The organism is Acinetobacter sp. AS5 (genome assembly GCF_048957595.1).
Taxonomy (GTDB): domain Bacteria; phylum Pseudomonadota; class Gammaproteobacteria; order Pseudomonadales; family Moraxellaceae; genus Acinetobacter.
This window is the reverse complement of sequence record NZ_JARDAL010000009.1, coordinates 22,623-41,593: the sequence shown is the minus strand read 5'-3', so window position 1 is coordinate 41,593 and position 18,971 is coordinate 22,623. Positions and strand designations below refer to the sequence as shown.

Below are 18,971 nucleotides of genomic sequence, written 5' to 3'. Positions count from 1 at the left end.
TTTTGAATTAAGAAAATACCGGCGGGCTGTAGGTCAGCGTTCTTCCTAGGAACCAGAGCAGGAACAGTACCAAAGGCAGATGGAAAATCAGCTGGGTCACCGTGAATCCAATCACATCTTTAGCTTTCAGTTTCAGGATACCCAACATCGGCAACATAAAGAATGGATTAATCAGGTTGGGCAAGGCTTCTGCCGCATTATAAATCTGCACCGACCAGCCCAGATGCACTTTCAGGTCATGCGCAGCCTGCATCACATAGGGTGCTTCGATAATCCATTTGCCTCCACCGGATGGAATAAAGAAACCCAGAATCGCCGAGTATAAGCCCATCACAATGGCAAAGGTTTCCTGTGAGGCAATGGAAACAAAGAACTCGGCAATGTAATGTGACAAGGACAGATCGGCCGGGTTTAGCGCATTGGTCATCATAAAGGCAATACTGCCATACAGTGGAAACTGGATCAGTACCCCTGAAATAGCCGGAACGGCCTTTGAAACTGCATTCAGAAAATTTCGTGGTGTACCGTGCAAGGCCACGCCCAAAATCAGAAAGATAAAGTTATAGGTATTTAAGCTGGAAATGGCCAGAATCGGATTGCTTTTGGAAAATTCGTTAAACATCCAGACTGCGCCCAGAATCACAATCAGAATGCTTAAAATGGGTGAATTTTCCAGCCAATCCCCCGGTCTTTTTTCGGCAGATACTTCCGTTTTTTCTTCTTCAATCTGAATCGGGAAGTGTTCAATGGTTTTAATGTCAGAGCCTTTAGGAGCTGACCAGTAAGCAATTGCAATTGAAGCTACAATCAGTACCGCCGTCATGATCATAGACTGTGGCAAGAAAATAGTCTCAGTAAATGGAATCACGCCCGTCAGATTATAGATCGGTTCGGGTAAACTGCTTTTATTGGCCTGTAACTGTGCAGCAGAAGAACTGATGCCCAGCGCCCAGGTCGCACCCATTCCGATAATCGCAGCAGCCGCAGCAGCGCGGTAATCCATGTTCAGCTCTTTACGCTGTGCCAGTGCAATTACTAGAAGTGCAGTCAGTACAGTACTCATGGCCCAATTAATCAGAGAAATTAACAGGCTGACCGTGGCGACCAGGACAATCGCACCACGACCGGAATGTGGCAGGCGCGCCATTTTCTGGATCAGAAGCTGGACAGGCTTAGATACGGAAACCACATAACCGACCACGATCAGCATGCACATCTGCAAGGTAAAGGGGATCAGGCTCCAGAAGCCGTCTCCAAAGGAAATCGCGACATCCTGTGCGGGTGCACCAATTCCGATGGCGGCAATCGCCACAATGATGACGCCAAGCAGGGCAAAAATATAAGAATCCGGAAACCATTTTTCAGACCAGTCGCTGACGCGCAAGGCGAAGCGCTGCAAAATATTTTGTTGAGTTTGCATGGTTAAAATCCATTTATTCTGCGATTATTATTTTGAAATGAAACAGCTATATATAAAAAAGCCCTTAAGATGCTTCATTCTTAAGGGCTGGCTGGATCAGGCAGCGTTACGTAGTAGCGCTACCCCCGTGACTTTTTGAATCTCTTCAAAACTTACCTCTGGTGCCAGTTCAACCAGTCGAATTCCATCAGGAGTAACATCCAGTACACCGAGATCGGTAATAATCCGGTTCACCACAGCTTGGCCGGTAAGGGGCAGGCTACATTGCGGTACAATTTTCGGTGTACCATCTTTGGCGCAGTGTTCCATCAAGACCACGACCTTTTGTACACCCGCGACCAGATCCATGGCACCGCCCATGCCTTTGACCTTTTTGCCTGGAATCATCCAGTTGGCCAGATCACCAGTTTCGGACACTTCCATAGCACCCAGAATGGCAATATTGACATGACCGCCACGGATCATGGCAAAGGAGTCGGCACTTGAGAAAAATGAAGCACCTTTACGCGCGGTAACCGTCTGTTTACCGGCATTGATCAGGTCGGCATCCACTGTCTCCTCGGTTGGAAATTCGCCAATCCCCAGCAGGCCATTTTCCGACTGCAGCCAGACATTGATATTTTCCGGAATATAGTTCGCGACTAGCGTCGGCAGGCCAATCCCTAGATTGACGTAGAAACCATCTTCAAGCTCTTGTGCCGCGCGCTGCGCCATTTCATTACGTGTCCAAGCCATGATCAAGCCTCCGCCTTTAAAGTCATCTGTTCAATACGTTTTTCCGGTTGAGCATTCAGGACTATCCGGTTCACATAAATTCCCGGAAGATGGATTTCGTCCGGATCCAGCACGCCAATTTCGACAATCTCTTCGACTTCAGCAATGGTAATTTTGCCGGCCATGGCACAGACCGGATTAAAGTTCTGGGCGGTTTTACGGAAAATCAGGTTGCCAGCTTTATCGGCCTTATAGGCTTTAACCAAGGCGACATCAGCAGTTAAAGACTCTTCCAGGATATATTTCTTGCCCTTAAATTCACGTTCATCCTTACCTTCAGCAATCACGGTTCCGACACCCGTCGCCGTATAAAAAGCCGGAATACCGGCACCGCCAGCACGTAATTTTTCTGCCAAAGTCCCTTGTGGAGTAAGTTCAACTTCCAGTTCGCCATTTAAATATTGACGTTCGAATTCCTTATTTTCACCGACATAAGAGGAAATCATTTTTTTAATCTGTTTGGTTTCCAGCAGAAGTCCGAGACCGAAGCCGTCTACGCCGGCATTGTTGGAAATACAGGTGAGTTGCTTAGCACCTGTTTCTTTTAAAGCTGCGATCAAAGCTTCCGGAATACCACATAGGCCAAAACCACCAACGGCCAGGGTATGACCATCTTGCACCACATCCTTTAAGGCGGATTGAGCGCTGTCATAAACCTTGTTTGACATCTTGTCACCTCTATTATTGTTGTAGCAGACTTCAATCTGCTGCTTATATCCTTATGGTTTGCTTAAGAGCATTTTGCTCAAGCAAGTTTATTTTCAAGCACAGGCTTTTTGCCAATAGGCATTGGCATAATTGGATGGATTGTTGCGCTGCAAGACTTCACTGATATTACGGCTGGCCTGCATCAGGGCGTCTAGCTGAATACCGGTTTGAAAGCCCATATTCGAGAGCAGGTAATACAGGTCTTCAGTTGAAACATTGCCTGAAGCGCCTTTGGCATAAGGGCAGCCACCTAAGCCGGCAATGGAGGAATCAAAGACCCGAATGCCTTGAAGTAAAGACTGGTAAATATTGGCGATTGCCATGCCGTAGGTATTATGGAAATGTCCCGCCAACACTTTGGCATCAAGTTCAGCCAGACAAGCATCCCAGACATTTTTCACCCGATCCGGTGTTGCTGTGCCAATGGTTTCACCCAATGACACTTCATAGCAGCCCATCTCCAGCAAACGCTGGGTGACTTTCACCACCTGCTTCGGATCAATAGCACCTTCATAAGGACAGTCCACCATGCAGGAGACATAGCCGCGCACCTTAATATCATTGGCTTTGGCTGCTGCCATGACATCGGCAAACTTCTCGAAGCTTTCATCAATCGAGCAGTTGATGTTCTTGCGGGTAAAGCTTTCAGAAGCAGCGGTAAATACCGCGACTTCTTTGCAACCCACAGCCAGTGCCGATTCAAAACCTTTCAGATTTGGGGTCAGCAGACTGAACTGAATATTCGGATCTTGGGGTAGGCTGGCAAAGAGCACATCACTGTCTGCCATTTGCGGTACCCATTTGGCTGAAACGCAGGAGCCGACTTCGATGGACTGTAGACCGGTTTTCATCAGGTCCAAAATCAGGTTTTTCCGGTCATCCAATGTCAAAGGTGTTTTTTCATTTTGCAGGCCATCGCGTGGCCCGACTTCTACGATTTTGACAAAATTCGTCATGCCACTTCCTCCGCCAGCGGCTGGAACTCGACCAGTTCATCACCGGCTTTAACCTGATCACCCTTCTGGAAATATGAGCTTGCGATGATGCCGTCATGCGGTGCGCGAATCGAGTATTCGATCTTCATGGCTTCCAGCGTCATCAGCACATCATCTTTTTTGACTTTGTCATTGGCTGCCACGAGCACCTGGGTAATGACGCCTGGCATTGGCGCGATCAGGTTATTTTCCGTGCCTTGTTCATCCTGATTATTAAAATCAGACTTCAGGTAATTGAACTTATAGCTTTGACCATTCTGGAATAGGGTAATGCCTTGCTCAGTCTGGCTAAAAGCCAGTTTTTGCTGTTTACCCGCCAGTTGTAACGCTAAAGTATGGGCATCGACGAGCTGACCCTGAATTTTAATTTGCTGACCGTTATAGCTGGCGACAAAGCCTTGATCCTGAGTGCGGAACTGAACTTTCAGGTTGATGCCATTGTGTTGTAATTGCACTGTATGGCTATTTTGCTGGTTTAGGCGCCAGAATGCTTGCTGCTGCCATACCGGATTGCTTGGAGCGGGATTCTGTGCTTGACGTGCCAGGAGCTCAATCAGTGCGGCACTAACTACCAGTTCGGCACGGATATCCGCAGAAGGTTTGAGCAGAAATTCTTCTTCACGTTGAATCAGGCCGGTATCTAAATGTGCATTTTTAAACGAGTCACACAGCACTAGGCGATCTAGAAAAGCAATATTGTTACCCAGACCATCGACATGGAACTGACCCAGTGCATGGTGCATCTGGGTTAGGGCTGCTTCACGGTTTTTGCCCCAGACAATCAGTTTGGCAATCATCGGATCATAATAAGTGCTGATCTCGTCGCCCTCGACAATACCGCTATCGACACGTACACAGTCACTTTGCTCCGGATAATGCAGGTAGCTGATCTGACCAATCGCAGGAATAAAGCCTTTTTCCGGTTCTTCGGCATAGACACGGGCTTCGAGTGCATGTCCATGAATCTGTAATTCATACTGCTGCTTTGGTAAAGGCTCACCAAAAGCCACGCGCAGTTGCCATTCCACCAGATCCTGTCCGGTAATCATTTCAGTGACCGGATGTTCAACCTGAAGACGGGTGTTCATTTCCATGAAGTAAGCTGTGCCGTCTTGCTCCACGATAAACTCGACTGTACCGGCACCGACATAATTTACTGCACGCGCAGCATCGATTGCCGCCTGACGCATTGCCTCAAGTTTGTCTTCCGGCATTTTTGGTGCAGGCGCTTCTTCTAGCACTTTCTGGTGGCGACGTTGTACCGAACAATCACGCTCAAACAGATGTACATAGTTGCCATGTGTATCGCCAAAAACTTGCACTTCAATATGACGTGGCTGAATCACATAACGTTCAATCAGAACGTCTTCATTGCCAAAACTTGAACGTGCTTCACTCTTACATGAAGCAAGCGAGCTAAGAAAATCTTCGCTGCGTTCCACCAGACGCATGCCTTTACCACCACCGCCAGCACTGGCTTTGATCAGTACTGGATAGCCAATACTGTCAGCTTGTTGTTTCAAGAAATCGGCATCCTGATTGGTCCCATGATAGCCGGGGGTTAAAGGTACACCAGCTTTTTCCATTAAGGCTTTAGAGGTCGCTTTCAGACCCATTGCTAAGATCGCATCTACTGGTGGGCCAATGAAAACAATGTTGTTATCCTGACAGGCCAGGGCAAATTGGTCATTTTCAGACAGGAAACCATAACCTGGATGAATGGCCTGAGCACCAGTGCTTTTGGCTGCCTGAATAATGTGATCAATCTGTAAATAACTTTGTGCAGCTGGCGATTCACCAATATAGATCGCTTCATCGGCCAGTTTGACATGTTGTGATAGTGCATCGGCATCGGAGTAGACGGCAACAGTAGCAATACCTAATTTCTTCGCTGTACGAATCACACGGCAGGCAATTTCACCACGGTTGGCAATTAAAATCTTTTCAAACATCGTAGGATCCTTCTTGTTGTTATGCCGTGGTCTTGATCCAGGCCGGGCTTTGTTTGTTCAAAAATGCATTCAGTCCATTTTTCGCCTCATCTCCCTGGCGAATATGGGCAATATGCTGTGCTGTTTTAAGCAGTAAATCTTCGGTCAAAACCTGTTGGTCAACCAGTTGAATCAACTGTTTCGATGCGCTCTGTGCAGCAGGACCACCCAGTAAAAGTGCTTCTACAATTTCATCAATTTTGCTGTCGAGCTGTTCTGGTGTAGTAACTTCATGCGCAAGACCAATGCTTTTGGCCTGTTCAGCAGTAATCCGCTCGGCGGTCAGGAAATAACGTGAAGCTTGACGTGTACCAATTGCACGAATTACATACGGGCTGATGGTCGAAGGTGCCAGACCTAAGCGAACCTCGGAAGTGGCAAACTTGGCATCTGTACTGGCCACACAAATATCACAGGCTGAGGCCAGCCCCATGCCGCCACCAAAGGCAATGCCGTGTACCCGGGCAATGGTTGGCTGTTTTAAGGTCGCCAGACTTTGCAGCATTTTTGCCAGTTTGAGCGCATCCGCCTCATTGTCTGCCTGTGATGCCTGACCGGCCTGTTTCATCCAGTTCAGATCCGCACCCGCAGAGAAGCTTTTGCCACGACCCGCCAGAATCACCACGCGTACATCATCACGGTTATTTAAAGACTGGAAGCAAGCATGCAGTTCTTCAATGACTTGAGTATTAAAGGCATTGTGCAGTTCAGCACGGTTAATCCAAACCGTTGCCACCTGATTCTGCTGTTCGAGCTGTAAAAATTGATATGTCATTTTGTCACCTCTTACATGCGGAACACGCCGAATTTGGTTGGCTGGATTGGCGCATTCAGTGCCGCAGCCAGACTCAAGGCCAAGACTTCACGCGATTGCGCTGGATCAATCACACCATCATCCCATAAACGCGAAGACGCATAATAAGGGTGGCCTTGGCGTTCGTATTGGTCACGGATTGGTTGTTTAAACTGGTCTTCTTCTTCAGCTGACCAAGTTCCGCCTTTTTGCTCAATCTGGTCACGTTTTAAGGTCGACAAGACGCTGGAGGCCTGTTCACCGCCCATCACTGAAATACGCGAGTTTGGCCAGGTCCACATAAAGCGTGGCGAGTAAGCGCGTCCACACATACCATAGTTGCCTGCACCAAAAGAACCGCCAATCACTAGAGTCAGTTTCGGTACATTGGCATTGGCGACGGCCATCACCAGCTTAGCACCATTTTTGGCAATGCCTTCATTTTCATACTGGCGGCCGACCATAAAGCCGGTAATATTTTGCAGGAAAATCAGCGGAATATTGCGCTGGGTACACAGTTCAATAAAATGTGCGCCTTTTTGGGCAGACTCGGAAAATAGAATGCCATTATTGGCAATAATCCCGACCGGCATGCCATAGAGCTTGGCAAAACCGGTCACCAGGGTAGTGCCGAAACGTGCCTTGAACTCGTCAAAACGTGAGCCATCGACAATACGCGCTATCACTTCACGGATATCAAAAGGCTTGCGCGCGTCACTCGGCACAATGCCGTACAGTTCCGAACTGTCAAACAGCGGCGCTTCGATTTCATCCGCGGTCGTGTTTGGCTTTTTGTTCAGATTCGCCACGATATTGCGGGCAATCGCAAGCGCATGTTCATCATTTTCTGCCAGATGATCAGCCACGCCAGACAAACGGGTATGCACATCACCACCACCGAGATCCTCACTAGACACCACTTCACCAGTAGCTGCCTTAACCAGAGGAGGGCCGCCGAGGAAGATCGTGCCCTGATTGCGGACAATAATGGTTTCATCTGACATGGCAGGAACATAAGCACCACCGGCAGTACAGCTACCCATCACCACTGCAATCTGAGCGATACCTTGGCTCGACATACGTGCCTGATTGTAGAAAATACGGCCGAAGTGATCGCGGTCTGGAAATACTTCATCCTGTAAAGGCAAATATGCACCGCCTGAATCCACCAGATAGATACAGGTCAGATGGTTCTGTTCGGCAATTTCCTGGGCACGTAAATGCTTTTTCACTGTCAATGGATAATAAGTACCGCCTTTCACCGTAGCATCATTGGCGATGATCATGCAGGTCACACCGTTGACCTGACCAACACCAGCGACCACACCTGCGGCAGGCACATCATCCTGATAAACCTGATAGGCAGCCAGCTGACCAATTTCCAGAAAAGCGGTTCCTGGATCAATCAGGTGATTAATCCGTTCACGTGGTAACAGCTTGCCGCGATCTAAATGTTTTTGGCGGGCAGTTTCGCCGCCACCGAGGGCAATCTTTTCAACTTTCTGTTTCAGGTCATCCACCAGTTGCAGCATGGCAGTCTGGTTGGTTTTAAACTCTTCACTACGTATATTGATTTTGCTCGATAACTGATTCATGACGAACATCCTTGTTTTATTCTAAGTGTTAAGGTTTAGGCTGTTTCGTTGAAAAGTTCACGGCCAATCAGCATGCGGCGGATTTCTGAAGTACCGGCGCCAATTTCATACAGTTTGGCATCACGCCATAAACGGCCGGCAGCAAATTCGTTGATATAACCGTTACCACCTAAAGTCTGAATGGTTTCTCCTGCCATCCAGGTCGCTTTTTCAGCAGCATATAAAATGGCACTGGCAGCATCTTTACGCAGGCTACGGCTATGCTCAGCTTTGTCACATTCAGCACCGACCGCATAAACCAGTGCCTTACAGGCTAGCCAGGTCGAATACATGTCGGCAATTTTGCCTTGCATTAACTGGAATTCGCCCAGCGCCTGACCAAACTGTTTACGGTCATGAATATATGGAATCACGGTATCCATACAGGCATCCATAATCCCCAGTGGGCCAGCACTCAATACAGCACGCTCATAGTCCAGACCACTCATCAAGACCTTGGTGCCATTGCCGACACCGCCAAGCACGTTTTCTTTCGGAACTTCGACATTGTCAAAAAATAGGGGATAAGTATTGGAACCACGCATGCCCAGTTTGTCTAAATGGGTGCCGTGACTAAAACCTGGCATATTTTTCTCAACCAGGAAGGCGGTCATGCCTTTGGCGCCAGCTTGTAAATCGGTTTTGGCATAGACGACGAGTACATCGGCATCACCGCCGTTAGTGATCCACATTTTTGAACCATTCAACAGGTAGTGATCGCCTTTGTCTTCTGCTTTCAGTTTCATGCTCACCACATCCGAGCCTGCATTCGGTTCAGACATTGCCAAGGCACCGACATATTCACCTGAAATCAGTTTAGGCAGATAACGCTGTTTCTGTTCTTCAGTACCATTTCGCTTAATTTGGTTTACACATAGGTTAGAATGTGCGCCATAGGACAGCCCAATGGATGCAGAAGCACGGGAAATTTCCTGCATGGCAATGATGTGCGCCAGATAACCAAAATTTGAACCGCCATATTCCTCACTGACTGTCAGCCCGAGCAGGCCCATCTCGCCAAATTTTTTCCAAAGGTGAGCAGGGAACTCGTTGTCACGGTCAACCTGTTGAGCAATCGGGGTAATTTCTTTGGCGCAAAATGCGGCCACTGAATCACGAAGCGCTATTAGAGTTTCATCCAAACCGAAATCCAAGCTTTGTAAATTCATTCTTCATCCATCCTGAGGTTATATTTGTTGTGTCCAAAAAAGCATTGTTGTTGTGCTTGTGGTTTTAACATACAACGAAAAAATAAAAAAGTGAATCTATATTCACAAAATGATTTACAATTCATTTTATCTTGTTGAGATTAATTTTATGAGTTATAAAAGATCATCATTGATGCAGGAACGAATGGAACAAAATCGCCTGTCGATTTTGGAATCTGCTCGTGAACTGATTATTCAAGGGGGCTTGAAGGAGGCATCGATTCAGGCGATTGCAGAACGCGCAGGCGTTTCTACAGGGCTGGTCTATCGATATTTCGAAAGCAAAAGCCAGATTTTAATTGAGGTTTTGTCGGCCGCGATTCAGCATGAAGTCGGAATTCTGAACCATATTGCCGAGTCAGATTTATCGCCAAAACTGAAATTGCAAAAATCTGTTACAACTTTTGTCAAGCGTGCCATGAATAGCCCCCAATTGGCGTATTCACTGATGTTCGAACCGGTCGATCCGGAAATGGAACATGAGCGTTTTCGCAGTAAGCAGCTGCTCAAGCAGAGCATTAAGGAAATTCTGGCCGAAGGAAAGGTCAATGGAGAATTCGAATTTGAAGATTTGAATACGGCAGCATTAGGTGTGGTTGGTGCCATGACCTTTGTCGTGATTGAACCTTTAAATCCGTCCCGAAATGTCATGTTTGATCAGAAGTATAAGGATCACTTTGTCAAACAGATTGCCGATTTTTGTGTCAACGCAGTACGTGGGCAGGAGGAAAATTTACAAGCATAAACACACAAAAAACCGGTACACAGACAAGGTCGTCGTGGTCATAAAACAATTAGTAAAGTTGAAAATCAGAATTACAAAGAATCAAGGAGATCGATTCAATGACACAAGTACGGTTAAGCTATGCCTATGGAACCAGCAGCCAGCCTTTATTGGGCATGACGATTGGTGAAAAATTTGATCAGGCTTGCGAGCAGTATGCAGAACGTGATGCGGTAGTGAGTTTGCATCAGAACATACGCCTCAGTTACCGGCAGCTACAGGATCAGGTCAATGCCTTTGCCTGTCAGCTGCTGAAACTGGGTATGCAAAAAGGTGACCGTCTGGCAATCTGGTCGCCGAACTGTGTGGAATGGACCATTACCCAGTTTGCGGCCTTCAAGGCAGGCATTATTCTGGTGAACCTGAATCCGGCCTATAAAAGCAATGAGCTTGAATATGTGCTAAACAAGGTCTCCTGTAAGGGACTGGTGATTGCAGCGCAGTTTAAGACGACGGACTATCAGGAAATTCTGACTAAAATTGCACCTGAGCTGATGCAGACTGAAAGTAAATTCCTCAATGCAGAGCGCTTGCCGCATTTAAAGCATGTGATTAAAATTGATGATCAGCAGCATACCGGTATCCACCGTTTTCAGGATTTACTAAGCTCGCCAAGCGCCCAAGAGCTGGAACAACTGCAACAGATCTCCAGTGAATTGCAGTTCGATGAAACGATTAATATCCAGTTTACTTCGGGCACTACGGGCAATCCGAAAGGCACCATGCTGACCCATAATAATATTTTAAATAACGGGTACTTTGTCGGTGAAGCGATTCATTTAGGTCCAGAAGACCGCGTCTGTATTTCAGTTCCTTTATTTCACTGCTTTGGTATGGTGATGGGTAATCTGGCCTGTATTACGCATGGTTCTGCCATGATCTATCCATCAGCTGTATTTAATCCGCTGGAAACCTTGAAAGCCATTCAGCAGGAAAAATGTACCGCGGCTTATGGTGTGCCAACCATGTTTATCGCTATTCTTGAGCATGAACAGTTTGACGAATTTGACCTGTCCAGTCTGCGTACCGGGATTATGGCGGGTAGTCCATGTCCGCAGGAAATTATGCAGCGCGTGATTGAACGCATGCATATGTCTGAAATCACGATTTGTTATGGCATGACCGAAACTGCGCCAGTGAGTGCACAAAGCTCAACGGCAGACAGTGTCGAGCGACGTGTTAGTACGGTTGGCCGGGTACATCCGCATCTGGAAGTTAAAATTGTCGATGAAAATGGCAAGGTGGTGCCACGCGGTCAATTGGGCGAGCTATGTGTACGCGGTTATTCCGTCATGCTCGGTTACTGGGAAGACCAGGACAAAACTCAGGAAGTGATTGATGCTGCACGCTGGATGCATACCGGTGATATCGCTGAAATGGATGATGAAGGCTTTGTGAAAATCAAGGGTCGAATCAAGGATGTCGTCATTCGTGGCGGAGAAAACCTGTTCCCGAAAGAAATCGAAGATTTCCTTTATACCCATCCTGCCGTTTCAGATGTACAGGTGATCGGTGTGCCAGACCATAAATATGGTGAGGAACTTTGTGCTTGCATCATCCTGCATGAAAATGATCCGTGTACTGAGGAAACTATCCGTCAGTATTGTAAGGAGCATATTTCTCACAATAAAGTGCCACGTTATGTGCGTTTCTTCCAGGAATTTCCAATGACGGCTTCCGGTAAGGCGCAGAAGTTCAAATTGCGTGAATTTATGCGTGAAGAGCTGAACTTGAAAGAGATTGCTTAAATTGTATTGATGTGATTCTTAAATGGGGCAAAGCAGTATTTAATGCATGCATTGCCTCCATTTGTATAACGGTTTCGATATCAATGTTTAGGCTTTTCTTACTTTTGATGGGCCAAAAGTAAGCAAAATCCCTTTATTTTGCTGAAGGGACTTCCATGTCCCTCAGCAAAATGGCGACATCCATGTCGCCGGGTCTATGATCAAATTTCAAGAAAACAGTAAATAAGATCAAGCTACAAGATTTAAATATTCAATCTATCTAAATACCCGCCTGAGTTTTAGATTCGTGCATAGATTTAGAGTAAAAATATGGCAAAAAACTTTCACAGTGAAGTCGTGGTCGTCAGTTATGACGATCATATCCGTAAACTGATTCCCGGTTATGAACTGGTGCATCAGCAGATTGAAGCAATTCTCAGCACTGAACTCCCAGAAACCGCACATATATTAATAGTGGGTTGCGGAACAGGTTATGAATTGTCGTATTTATTAGAGCAACATCCAGACTGGACCTTTACTGCAATTGATCCATCAGCAGCTATGCTGGAACAGGCCAGAAAAAATTTGAATTCTATGGATCGACAAAGGGTGAAATTCGTCCAAAGTACGATTCAAGATTTGAATCAGCCAGATACGTTTGATGCTGCGTTAGCCATTCTGGTGGCACATTTCATTTCAAATTCCGAAAAAAACGGATTTTTTCAGGCTATCCAGCAGTGTCTTAAAACCAATGGTCTTGCATTGACCTATGACCTGATGCAACCCGAAGATCAGCAAGACATCAAAATTATGCAGAAGCTGGCACAACAGACAGGGTTAAGCGTGGTGCAAAGTAACAAGATGGTTGAACGCTTGGAGCAGGATTTTCACTTGTTATCTGCACAAAATTTTAAAGCGCTTTTAACCAAAGTCGGATTTAAACAGTGCAAGATTTATTGTCAAATCATGAATTATCATGGCTTTTTGATACGAAAATAAAGATCAAAGAACTTTTTGCAAATTCTAAAGTTTAAGAGAATATTCAGGGAAGTATTAAAACAATGTCGGCATATTACAGTTTTATTCAGCGCGAACAGCATGCAGATGGCAGTACTACTGCTTATTACCGTTCCAACCTTCATGCACAAGGTGCATGGAATCCGCATGAGCAGCACATGGCGCCAGCCACCGGTATTCTATGCGTCGAACTGGAACAGTTTCAGCCACGTGCTGACATGCGTATTGGTCGGGTCGGGCTGGATATTTTTGGCCTGATAGCCTTTGGTGAATTTTCGATTACCACACGCATGATCCGTCCGGGTAAAACCATTGAACTGGTTGAAGCTGAAATGTGTGCCAATGGTAAAACCTGTATCGTGGCACGCGCGTGGAGAATGCTAACTTCAAATACCACGGCCATTGCTGGAGTGGAAGATTTTCCGATCGAAAGTCCAGAATATTTACCGGTTTGGGAGGGTATGCGCTGCTGGCCGGGCGGTTATATCCAGAGTATTGAAACCCGGGCACATGCTGACCATCGTGCAGGCAAGGGCATTGTCTGGCTAAGAAATTCGCTGGACATGGTAGAAGGTCAACCGACGACAGACTTTAGTCGTTTGCTCGGTATGGTCGATACGGCCAATGGCATTGTGCCACGTCAGGACCCGAATTCCGGTTGGGGATTTCCGAATCTGGACCTGCAGATTCATATGCACCGTCTGCCACAGGGTAAATCGCTGGGACTGGAAGTGGTGCAGCAATATGGTGAAGATGGTATCGGCTTGACCAGCGGAATTCTGCATGATGTTCACGGGCCTTTTGGTCGAAGCGAACAGATTCTGACCCTGCGTAAGTTCTAAAGTCTATTCGAAACCTCAAGGCCAATTGCCTCAATCTTTATTTATTGGCATGCTGTGCGTAATTTATCAGGAAGAACAGCAGATGCGGATCAGTATGATTGGGGCAGGGCGAGTGGCATATCATCTTGCCCTTGTATTGTCAGCACAACATGAGATCGTACAGATCTATAGTCGAACTCTAGAAAAATCACAACAACTGGCTGAGCAATTCAACGCTCAGGCAATCGCTCAGCCTGAACAGCTGGATCATGAGGTGGATCTGGTCATTATCGCGGTCAGTGATCAGTCGATTGCCAACGTCATTGAACAGATTCATCCGTATCTACAGCAGAACCTGATCGTACATACCTCTGGCAGTACCCATCTCGATTTACTGAAAAATGTGCATGTGCGTGCAGGCGTATTTTATCCTTTGCAGACCTTTAGTCTGGAACGCCAGATTGATTGGCAGCAGACGCCACTATTTATTGAGGCGGAGAATGAACAGGACCAAATCCTATTATTAGAACTGGCAAATAGCCTAAGCAATCGTGTTTATATTTATAATTCTAGTCAACGTCTCAGTTTGCATCTTGCAGCGGTATTTGCCTGTAACTTTGCCAATTATTGTTATGACATGGGCAAGCAGGTGGTTGATGCACAACAGGTCGATTTTAGTTTGTTGTATCCCTTGATGCTGGAAACCGCCAGTAAAGCCACGCAGAATGATCCCAAACAAATGCAGACCGGCCCAGCGATGCGTGGTGATCAGAATATCTTGAATATGCATCAGCAGATGTTAGCTAATATGCAGCGGGAAGATTTGCAAAATGTCTATCAGTTGTTGAGCCAGCAAATCCTAGAACGTCATCGAAAATAAAAGAGCCGGATTTTTTAGTCTAAAATAAAATACTCAATACTTTTTCCTCTTTAATTTTGGTGAAAAATGAAAAGAAAAAATAATAAAAAATGGAAATAGTATAAAGATGAAAATCTATTTTTCTTCTTAAGTGTTATTTCGGGTGCATTTGTCTTTATATATAAGTGGATTGCAAAATTTCTCCCATAAAAAAGCGCTGATTAATCAGCGCTTTTTTTGAATCTTGGATTAAGAAATTTTCTTGAAGATAAAATCATTAATCTTGTGACCGGCTTCAATCCCGCGACGTTCAAACTTGGTTTGCGGACGCCATTCTGGACGAGGGTAGCTGTTGCCTTTGCCCGCCAGATTTTCCAGTCGTGGACGTTCTTCCAATACTTCAATCATCCACTCTGCATACGGTTCCCAGTCCGTTGCAGCATGGAAAGTTCCGCCAAGCTCCAGCTTTTGCTCCACCAGTGGCATACGGTCATGCGAAACAAAACGGCGTTTAAAATGACGCTTTTTCTGCCATGGATCAGGGAAGTACAATTGCACAGTATTGATACTGTTGTCTGGCATTTCACGTAATACCTGAATTGCATCTGCATCCAGTACACGTAAATTCGTTAGGCCTTCAACACCTGCTTCGTAAATGCATTGCGCAATACCCGGTACATGCACTTCAATCCCGACAAAGTTACGCTCAGGATTGGCTTTGGCCATCAATACCAGTGAACGGCCCATCCCAAAACCGATTTCTACAGTCAAAGGGCGCTCTGGATGTTCAAAGTGCTGACGCAAATCACCCACTGGATATTCCAAAATTAAGTGACCATATTGTTCAAGCGCAGTACGTTGAGAGGTGTTTAACGGCATTGAGCGGCGCATAAACGTCACGATTTCACGGTGCTCGCTTAAGTTTTCCAGCTCCACGACTTGCTGGTCTAATTGATCGTTCGACATAACTTTGGCAAATCTAAAAATTCAGAATGCGGTATTTTAAGTCCTGAGCCGAGCAAGTCAAACTTTTCTCGGTATTTCTCCATAAAAATTGGCGAGATATTCCAGATAAAATAAAAGAGCCAATTGAGGCTCTTTTATTAATCACCGTTCATCAGCTACTAAACCGGTCAATCAGTGTACTGCTGGCTTCATTTAAACCGATCACTGTTACGTCTATATTTTGGGCTTTAAATTTCTGGATCACATTATTCAACATGTTCACTGAGGTCACATCCCAGATATGCGCGTGGGTCAGATCCAGTTCCACGTGTTCAAGCTCCTCTTTAAAATCAAAGAACTGATAGAATTTTTCTGTACTGCTGAAGAAAATCTGACCGGAAATCACATAACAACGTGAGTATTCATCTTTTAAATAGGTTTCGACATGGACACTTTTTTCCAGTTTATTAATAAGGAACAGAGCAGAGAGTAATACGCCTACAAATACACCGAGTGCCAGATTATGAGTGGCAAGCACGACAATAATCACGGCAATCATCACGATATTAAATTCCAGTGGATGCTTGCCAAACTGTTTGATCGCTCCCCATTGAAAGGTGGTAAATGCCACCATAATCATGATCGCAACCAGTGCTGCCATTGGGATATAAGCCAGCCAGTCTTTCAAAAAAACCACGAGACAGAGCAGAAACACGCCAGCGACCAAGGTCGATAAACGGGTACGTGCCCCTGAAGACACATTGATAATTGACTGGCCGATCATGGCACAACCGGCCATCCCACCCATAAAGCCGCTGACAATGTTGGCCATCCCCTGACCACGACATTCCTGATGACGGTCACCTTCAGTTCCGGTCACTTCATCAATGACCGTAGTGGTCATCATGCTTTCCAGCAAACCGACAGTCGCCAAGGTAAAGGAATAAGGCAGGATAATTTGCAAGGTTTCCAGATTGAGTGGAATCTCGGGAAGCAGGAACACCGGCAAGGTATCTGGAAATTGCCCCAAATCACTGACGGTACGCATATCTGCACCCAAGAAGAGAGCTAAACCGCTAAGTACGATAATACAGATCAAAGGTGAGGGAATGGCTTTACCGATTTTAGGGATATAAGGAAACATATATATAATCGCCAGACCAATCGCAATAAACAGATAACCGGTGCTATCCATCCTGTTAATTTCCGGGATTTGTGCCACAAATATCAGGATCGCCAAGGCATTCAAAAATCCGTATACCACCGCCTGCGATACAAAGCGCATTAATTTAGCGACTTTAAAATAACCCGCAATGACCTGAATGATGCCGGTCAGAATTGTGGCAGCCAACAGATATTGCAAACCATGTTCTTTTACCAAGGTAATCATCAAAAGTGCCATTGCGCCTGTAGTCGCAGAGATCATGGCAGGACGGCCACCAAAAAAGGCAATGGATACTGCAATGCAGAAAGAGGCATATAAACCGACTTGCGGATCGACACCGGCAATGGCAGAGAAGGCAATTGATTCAGGAATCAGGGCAAGTCCCACCACCAGACCTGCCAATACATCTGTGCGGATATTGGAAAACCATTCTTCTTTTTTCAGGCTAATCACGAAATATCATCTAAATTTGGAAAACCTGTGTATGTTAAACAGATAGAGATAAAAATCTACACAAGATTGACTTGCAAAAGCCCGGAATATCCTGAATATTGAATGAGTAACTGTCTTGAGATCACAGTTACGCTTTTTTGCAATTTACAGGTTTGATCACTTGAAAGTTTGTCAGAAGCGATTTAAAACATTGAGAAGTGTATAACAAGGATCAGAAATGAAGCTTTACTATTCACCAGGTGCCTGCTCACTGGCAGCACATATTATTTTAAATGAAATTAATGTCGATTTTGATTTGGAACGTGTTGATTTAAAAACACATAAAACAGAAAAAGGTACGGATTATTACGAAGTTAATCCTAAAGGCTATGTACCAGCGTTAGAAATTAACCCTGGTCTGATCCTGACAGAAAATGTTGCAATTCTACCGTTTCTTGCTCAACACGATCCAAAACAAGATTTGATCCCACCATCGGGCATGGGACGTGCCAAAGTGCTGGAATGGTTAGGTTATCTGAACTCTGAACTACATGATGCCTATGCGGTGTTCTTCGGTGGCAAGTTATCCGACGATGAAAAGAAAAAAGCCTATGCGGAGATTGATCGTCTATTGAGTTATATCGATAAAGCTATCGGTGAATCGGACAATGATTATCTGGTGGATGATAACTTTGGCCCTGCGGATGCTTATCTGTTTGTTTTGACCAACTGGTCGAACCAGATTGAGCATGATCTGAGTCCATATAAAAATATTATTCATATCCGTAATAAGGTGGCAGAACGTCAGTCTGTACAGATTGCCATGCGTGATGAAGGTCTGATTCCTTAATTACTGGAAAAAATAAAGGACTCAATTGAGTCCTTTATTTTTGTTGATGAAAATTTATTTAAAGAAATAGCCGGTTTCCGGCGAGCTGGCATTGGCCATACGCTTGCGCGGCATACGGCCTGCAAGAAAAGCTTCTCGGCCTGCTTCAACGGCTTTTTTCATCGCAGATGCCATCAAGACCGGATTTTGCGCTGCCGCAATCGCTGTATTCATGAGTACGCCGTCACAGCCCAGTTCCATCGCAATCGCAGCATCACTGGCTGTACCGACACCGGCATCGACCAGAACCGGGACTTTGGCATTTTCCTTGATGATTGACAGGGTGTGTGGATTCAGAATGCCCAGACCAGAACCAATCAGGCTACCCAGTGGCATAATCGCGACACAGCCCATGCTTTCCAGCTCTTGCGCCACGATCGGATCATCCGAGGTATAAACCATGATCTCAAAGCCATCGTCAATCAAGGTGCGAGCGGCTTTCAATGTTTCAGTCACGTTTGGATAAAGCGTTTTTTCATCACCTAAAACTTCAAGTTTGACCAGATTGTGGCCATCGAGCAACTCACGCGCCAGCATACAGGTGCGGACGGCACTATTTGCATCGAAGCAACCTGCGGTATTCGGCAAAATGGTATATTTTTCCGGAGGAATGACTGACAGCAGGTTCGGCTGGTCAGGATCTTGGCCAATATTGACACGGCGAATAGCGACAGTGACAATCTCTGCACCACTGGTTTCAATGGCCTGCTGAGTTTCATTTAAATCTTTGTATTTGCCCGTGCCTACCAAAAGGCGTGACTGGAATTGGCGTGAACCAATCTGTAATAAATCTTGCATAATTGTCCCGA

At 45.8% G+C, this 18,971-nt stretch carries 17 protein-coding genes; 6 read left to right on the top strand and 11 right to left on the bottom strand.

All coding sequences use genetic code 11. The features are described from left to right. Window positions 1-7: 7 nt before the first annotated feature. From PV763_RS04225 to PV763_RS04190, 8 genes are all read right to left on the bottom strand, one after another. On the bottom strand, window positions 8-1,420 hold the full coding sequence (locus tag PV763_RS04225; protein WP_004280129.1) for a short-chain fatty acid transporter: 1,413 nt from the start codon (window positions 1,418-1,420) through the stop codon (window positions 8-10). 96 nt (window positions 1,421-1,516) lie between these two features. Further along, the gene (locus PV763_RS04220; protein WP_005262069.1) at window positions 1,517-2,155 is read right to left on the bottom strand and encodes a CoA transferase subunit B; all 639 of its coding nucleotides are present in this window, start codon (window positions 2,153-2,155) and stop codon (window positions 1,517-1,519) included. Between the two features lie 2 nt (window positions 2,156-2,157). Further along, window positions 2,158-2,862: a CoA transferase subunit A gene (locus tag PV763_RS04215; protein ID WP_420937405.1), complete on the bottom strand. Its 705-nt coding sequence runs from the start codon at window positions 2,860-2,862 to the stop codon at window positions 2,158-2,160. Between the two features lie 93 nt (window positions 2,863-2,955). After that, on the bottom strand, window positions 2,956-3,858 hold the full coding sequence (locus PV763_RS04210; protein WP_312585871.1) for a hydroxymethylglutaryl-CoA lyase: 903 nt from the start codon (window positions 3,856-3,858) through the stop codon (window positions 2,956-2,958). Beyond that, window positions 3,855-5,849, bottom strand: coding sequence for an acetyl/propionyl/methylcrotonyl-CoA carboxylase subunit alpha (locus PV763_RS04205; RefSeq protein WP_420937404.1), 1,995 nt, complete (start codon window positions 5,847-5,849; stop codon window positions 3,855-3,857). Before PV763_RS04205 ends, PV763_RS04210 begins: the two co-directional genes overlap by 4 nt. A 19-nt stretch (window positions 5,850-5,868) precedes the next feature. Next, complete coding sequence (locus tag PV763_RS04200; protein WP_219309672.1) at window positions 5,869-6,663, bottom strand: enoyl-CoA hydratase/isomerase family protein; 795 nt, start codon at window positions 6,661-6,663, stop codon at window positions 5,869-5,871. Between the two features lie 11 nt (window positions 6,664-6,674). After that, window positions 6,675-8,276 (bottom strand): carboxyl transferase domain-containing protein, encoded by a 1,602-nt coding sequence (locus PV763_RS04195; protein ID WP_224216339.1) that lies wholly within the window; start codon window positions 8,274-8,276, stop codon window positions 6,675-6,677. 35 nt (window positions 8,277-8,311) lie between these two features. Next, window positions 8,312-9,484, bottom strand: a complete 1,173-nt coding sequence (locus tag PV763_RS04190) for an isovaleryl-CoA dehydrogenase (protein ID WP_420937403.1) — start codon at window positions 9,482-9,484, stop codon at window positions 8,312-8,314. A gap of 148 nt (window positions 9,485-9,632) precedes the next feature. On the opposite strand from PV763_RS04190, the gene PV763_RS04185 reads away from it, so the two are divergent. From PV763_RS04185 to PV763_RS04165, 5 genes are all read left to right on the top strand, one after another. Beyond that, on the top strand, window positions 9,633-10,268 hold the full coding sequence (locus PV763_RS04185) for a TetR/AcrR family transcriptional regulator (protein ID WP_005251442.1): 636 nt from the start codon (window positions 9,633-9,635) through the stop codon (window positions 10,266-10,268). Window positions 10,269-10,366: 98 nt separating this feature from the next. Beyond that, a complete protein-coding gene (locus tag PV763_RS04180; RefSeq protein WP_247143621.1) occupies window positions 10,367-12,055 on the top strand; it encodes an AMP-binding protein in 1,689 nt (562 codons plus the stop codon). A 309-nt stretch (window positions 12,056-12,364) separates the two neighbouring features. Then, window positions 12,365-13,033 carry a class I SAM-dependent methyltransferase gene (locus PV763_RS04175; protein ID WP_420937402.1) on the top strand — a complete coding sequence of 223 codons (669 nt, stop codon included), beginning with the start codon at window positions 12,365-12,367 and terminating at the stop codon, window positions 13,031-13,033. 62 nt (window positions 13,034-13,095) lie between these two features. Beyond that, window positions 13,096-13,893 carry a thioesterase family protein gene (locus tag PV763_RS04170; RefSeq protein WP_420937401.1) on the top strand — a complete coding sequence of 266 codons (798 nt, stop codon included), beginning with the start codon at window positions 13,096-13,098 and terminating at the stop codon, window positions 13,891-13,893. A gap of 82 nt (window positions 13,894-13,975) precedes the next feature. Next, a complete protein-coding gene (locus PV763_RS04165; RefSeq protein ID WP_420937433.1) occupies window positions 13,976-14,752 on the top strand; it encodes a Rossmann-like and DUF2520 domain-containing protein in 777 nt (258 codons plus the stop codon). Window positions 14,753-14,980: 228 nt separating this feature from the next. Here PV763_RS04165 and trmB read toward each other — a convergent pair whose 3' ends face one another. Together trmB and PV763_RS04155 are read right to left on the bottom strand one after the other, a co-directional pair. Next, window positions 14,981-15,697, bottom strand: coding sequence for a tRNA (guanosine(46)-N7)-methyltransferase TrmB (trmB, locus tag PV763_RS04160; protein WP_004729978.1), 717 nt, complete (start codon window positions 15,695-15,697; stop codon window positions 14,981-14,983). A gap of 151 nt (window positions 15,698-15,848) precedes the next feature. Continuing rightward, window positions 15,849-17,294: a SulP family inorganic anion transporter gene (locus tag PV763_RS04155; protein ID WP_420937400.1), complete on the bottom strand. Its 1,446-nt coding sequence runs from the start codon at window positions 17,292-17,294 to the stop codon at window positions 15,849-15,851. 217 nt (window positions 17,295-17,511) lie between these two features. Here PV763_RS04155 and PV763_RS04150 point away from each other — a divergent pair, with 217 nt between their 5' ends. Then, window positions 17,512-18,123: a glutathione binding-like protein gene (locus PV763_RS04150; RefSeq protein ID WP_004729975.1), complete on the top strand. Its 612-nt coding sequence runs from the start codon at window positions 17,512-17,514 to the stop codon at window positions 18,121-18,123. A 54-nt stretch (window positions 18,124-18,177) separates the two neighbouring features. Here PV763_RS04150 and PV763_RS04145 read toward each other — a convergent pair whose 3' ends face one another. Continuing rightward, window positions 18,178-18,960, bottom strand: coding sequence for a thiazole synthase (locus tag PV763_RS04145; RefSeq protein WP_004646601.1), 783 nt, complete (start codon window positions 18,958-18,960; stop codon window positions 18,178-18,180). Window positions 18,961-18,971: the final 11 nt, after the last annotated feature.

Excerpts from the sequence above, each read along its gene's own strand:
- PV763_RS04225 (WP_004280129.1), bottom strand. The coding sequence starts at position 1,420 with ATGCAAACTCAACAAAATATTTTGCAGCGCTTCGCCTTGCGCGTCAGC.
- PV763_RS04220 (WP_005262069.1), bottom strand. The coding sequence starts at position 2,155 with ATGGCTTGGACACGTAATGAAATGGCGCAGCGCGCGGCACAAGAGCTT.
- PV763_RS04215 (WP_420937405.1), bottom strand. The coding sequence starts at position 2,862 with ATGTCAAACAAGGTTTATGACAGCGCTCAATCCGCCTTAAAGGATGTG.
- PV763_RS04210 (WP_312585871.1), bottom strand. The coding sequence starts at position 3,858 with ATGACGAATTTTGTCAAAATCGTAGAAGTCGGGCCACGCGATGGCCTG.
- PV763_RS04205 (WP_420937404.1), bottom strand. The coding sequence starts at position 5,849 with ATGTTTGAAAAGATTTTAATTGCCAACCGTGGTGAAATTGCCTGCCGT.
- PV763_RS04200 (WP_219309672.1), bottom strand. The coding sequence starts at position 6,663 with ATGACATATCAATTTTTACAGCTCGAACAGCAGAATCAGGTGGCAACG.
- PV763_RS04195 (WP_224216339.1), bottom strand. The coding sequence starts at position 8,276 with ATGAATCAGTTATCGAGCAAAATCAATATACGTAGTGAAGAGTTTAAA.
- PV763_RS04190 (WP_420937403.1), bottom strand. The coding sequence starts at position 9,484 with ATGAATTTACAAAGCTTGGATTTCGGTTTGGATGAAACTCTAATAGCG.
- PV763_RS04185 (WP_005251442.1), top strand. The coding sequence starts at position 9,633 with ATGAGTTATAAAAGATCATCATTGATGCAGGAACGAATGGAACAAAAT.
- PV763_RS04180 (WP_247143621.1), top strand. The coding sequence starts at position 10,367 with ATGACACAAGTACGGTTAAGCTATGCCTATGGAACCAGCAGCCAGCCT.
- PV763_RS04175 (WP_420937402.1), top strand. The coding sequence starts at position 12,365 with ATGGCAAAAAACTTTCACAGTGAAGTCGTGGTCGTCAGTTATGACGAT.
- PV763_RS04170 (WP_420937401.1), top strand. The coding sequence starts at position 13,096 with ATGTCGGCATATTACAGTTTTATTCAGCGCGAACAGCATGCAGATGGC.
- PV763_RS04165 (WP_420937433.1), top strand. The coding sequence starts at position 13,976 with ATGCGGATCAGTATGATTGGGGCAGGGCGAGTGGCATATCATCTTGCC.
- trmB (WP_004729978.1), bottom strand. The coding sequence starts at position 15,697 with ATGTCGAACGATCAATTAGACCAGCAAGTCGTGGAGCTGGAAAACTTA.
- PV763_RS04150 (WP_004729975.1), top strand. The coding sequence starts at position 17,512 with ATGAAGCTTTACTATTCACCAGGTGCCTGCTCACTGGCAGCACATATT.
- PV763_RS04145 (WP_004646601.1), bottom strand. The coding sequence starts at position 18,960 with ATGCAAGATTTATTACAGATTGGTTCACGCCAATTCCAGTCACGCCTT.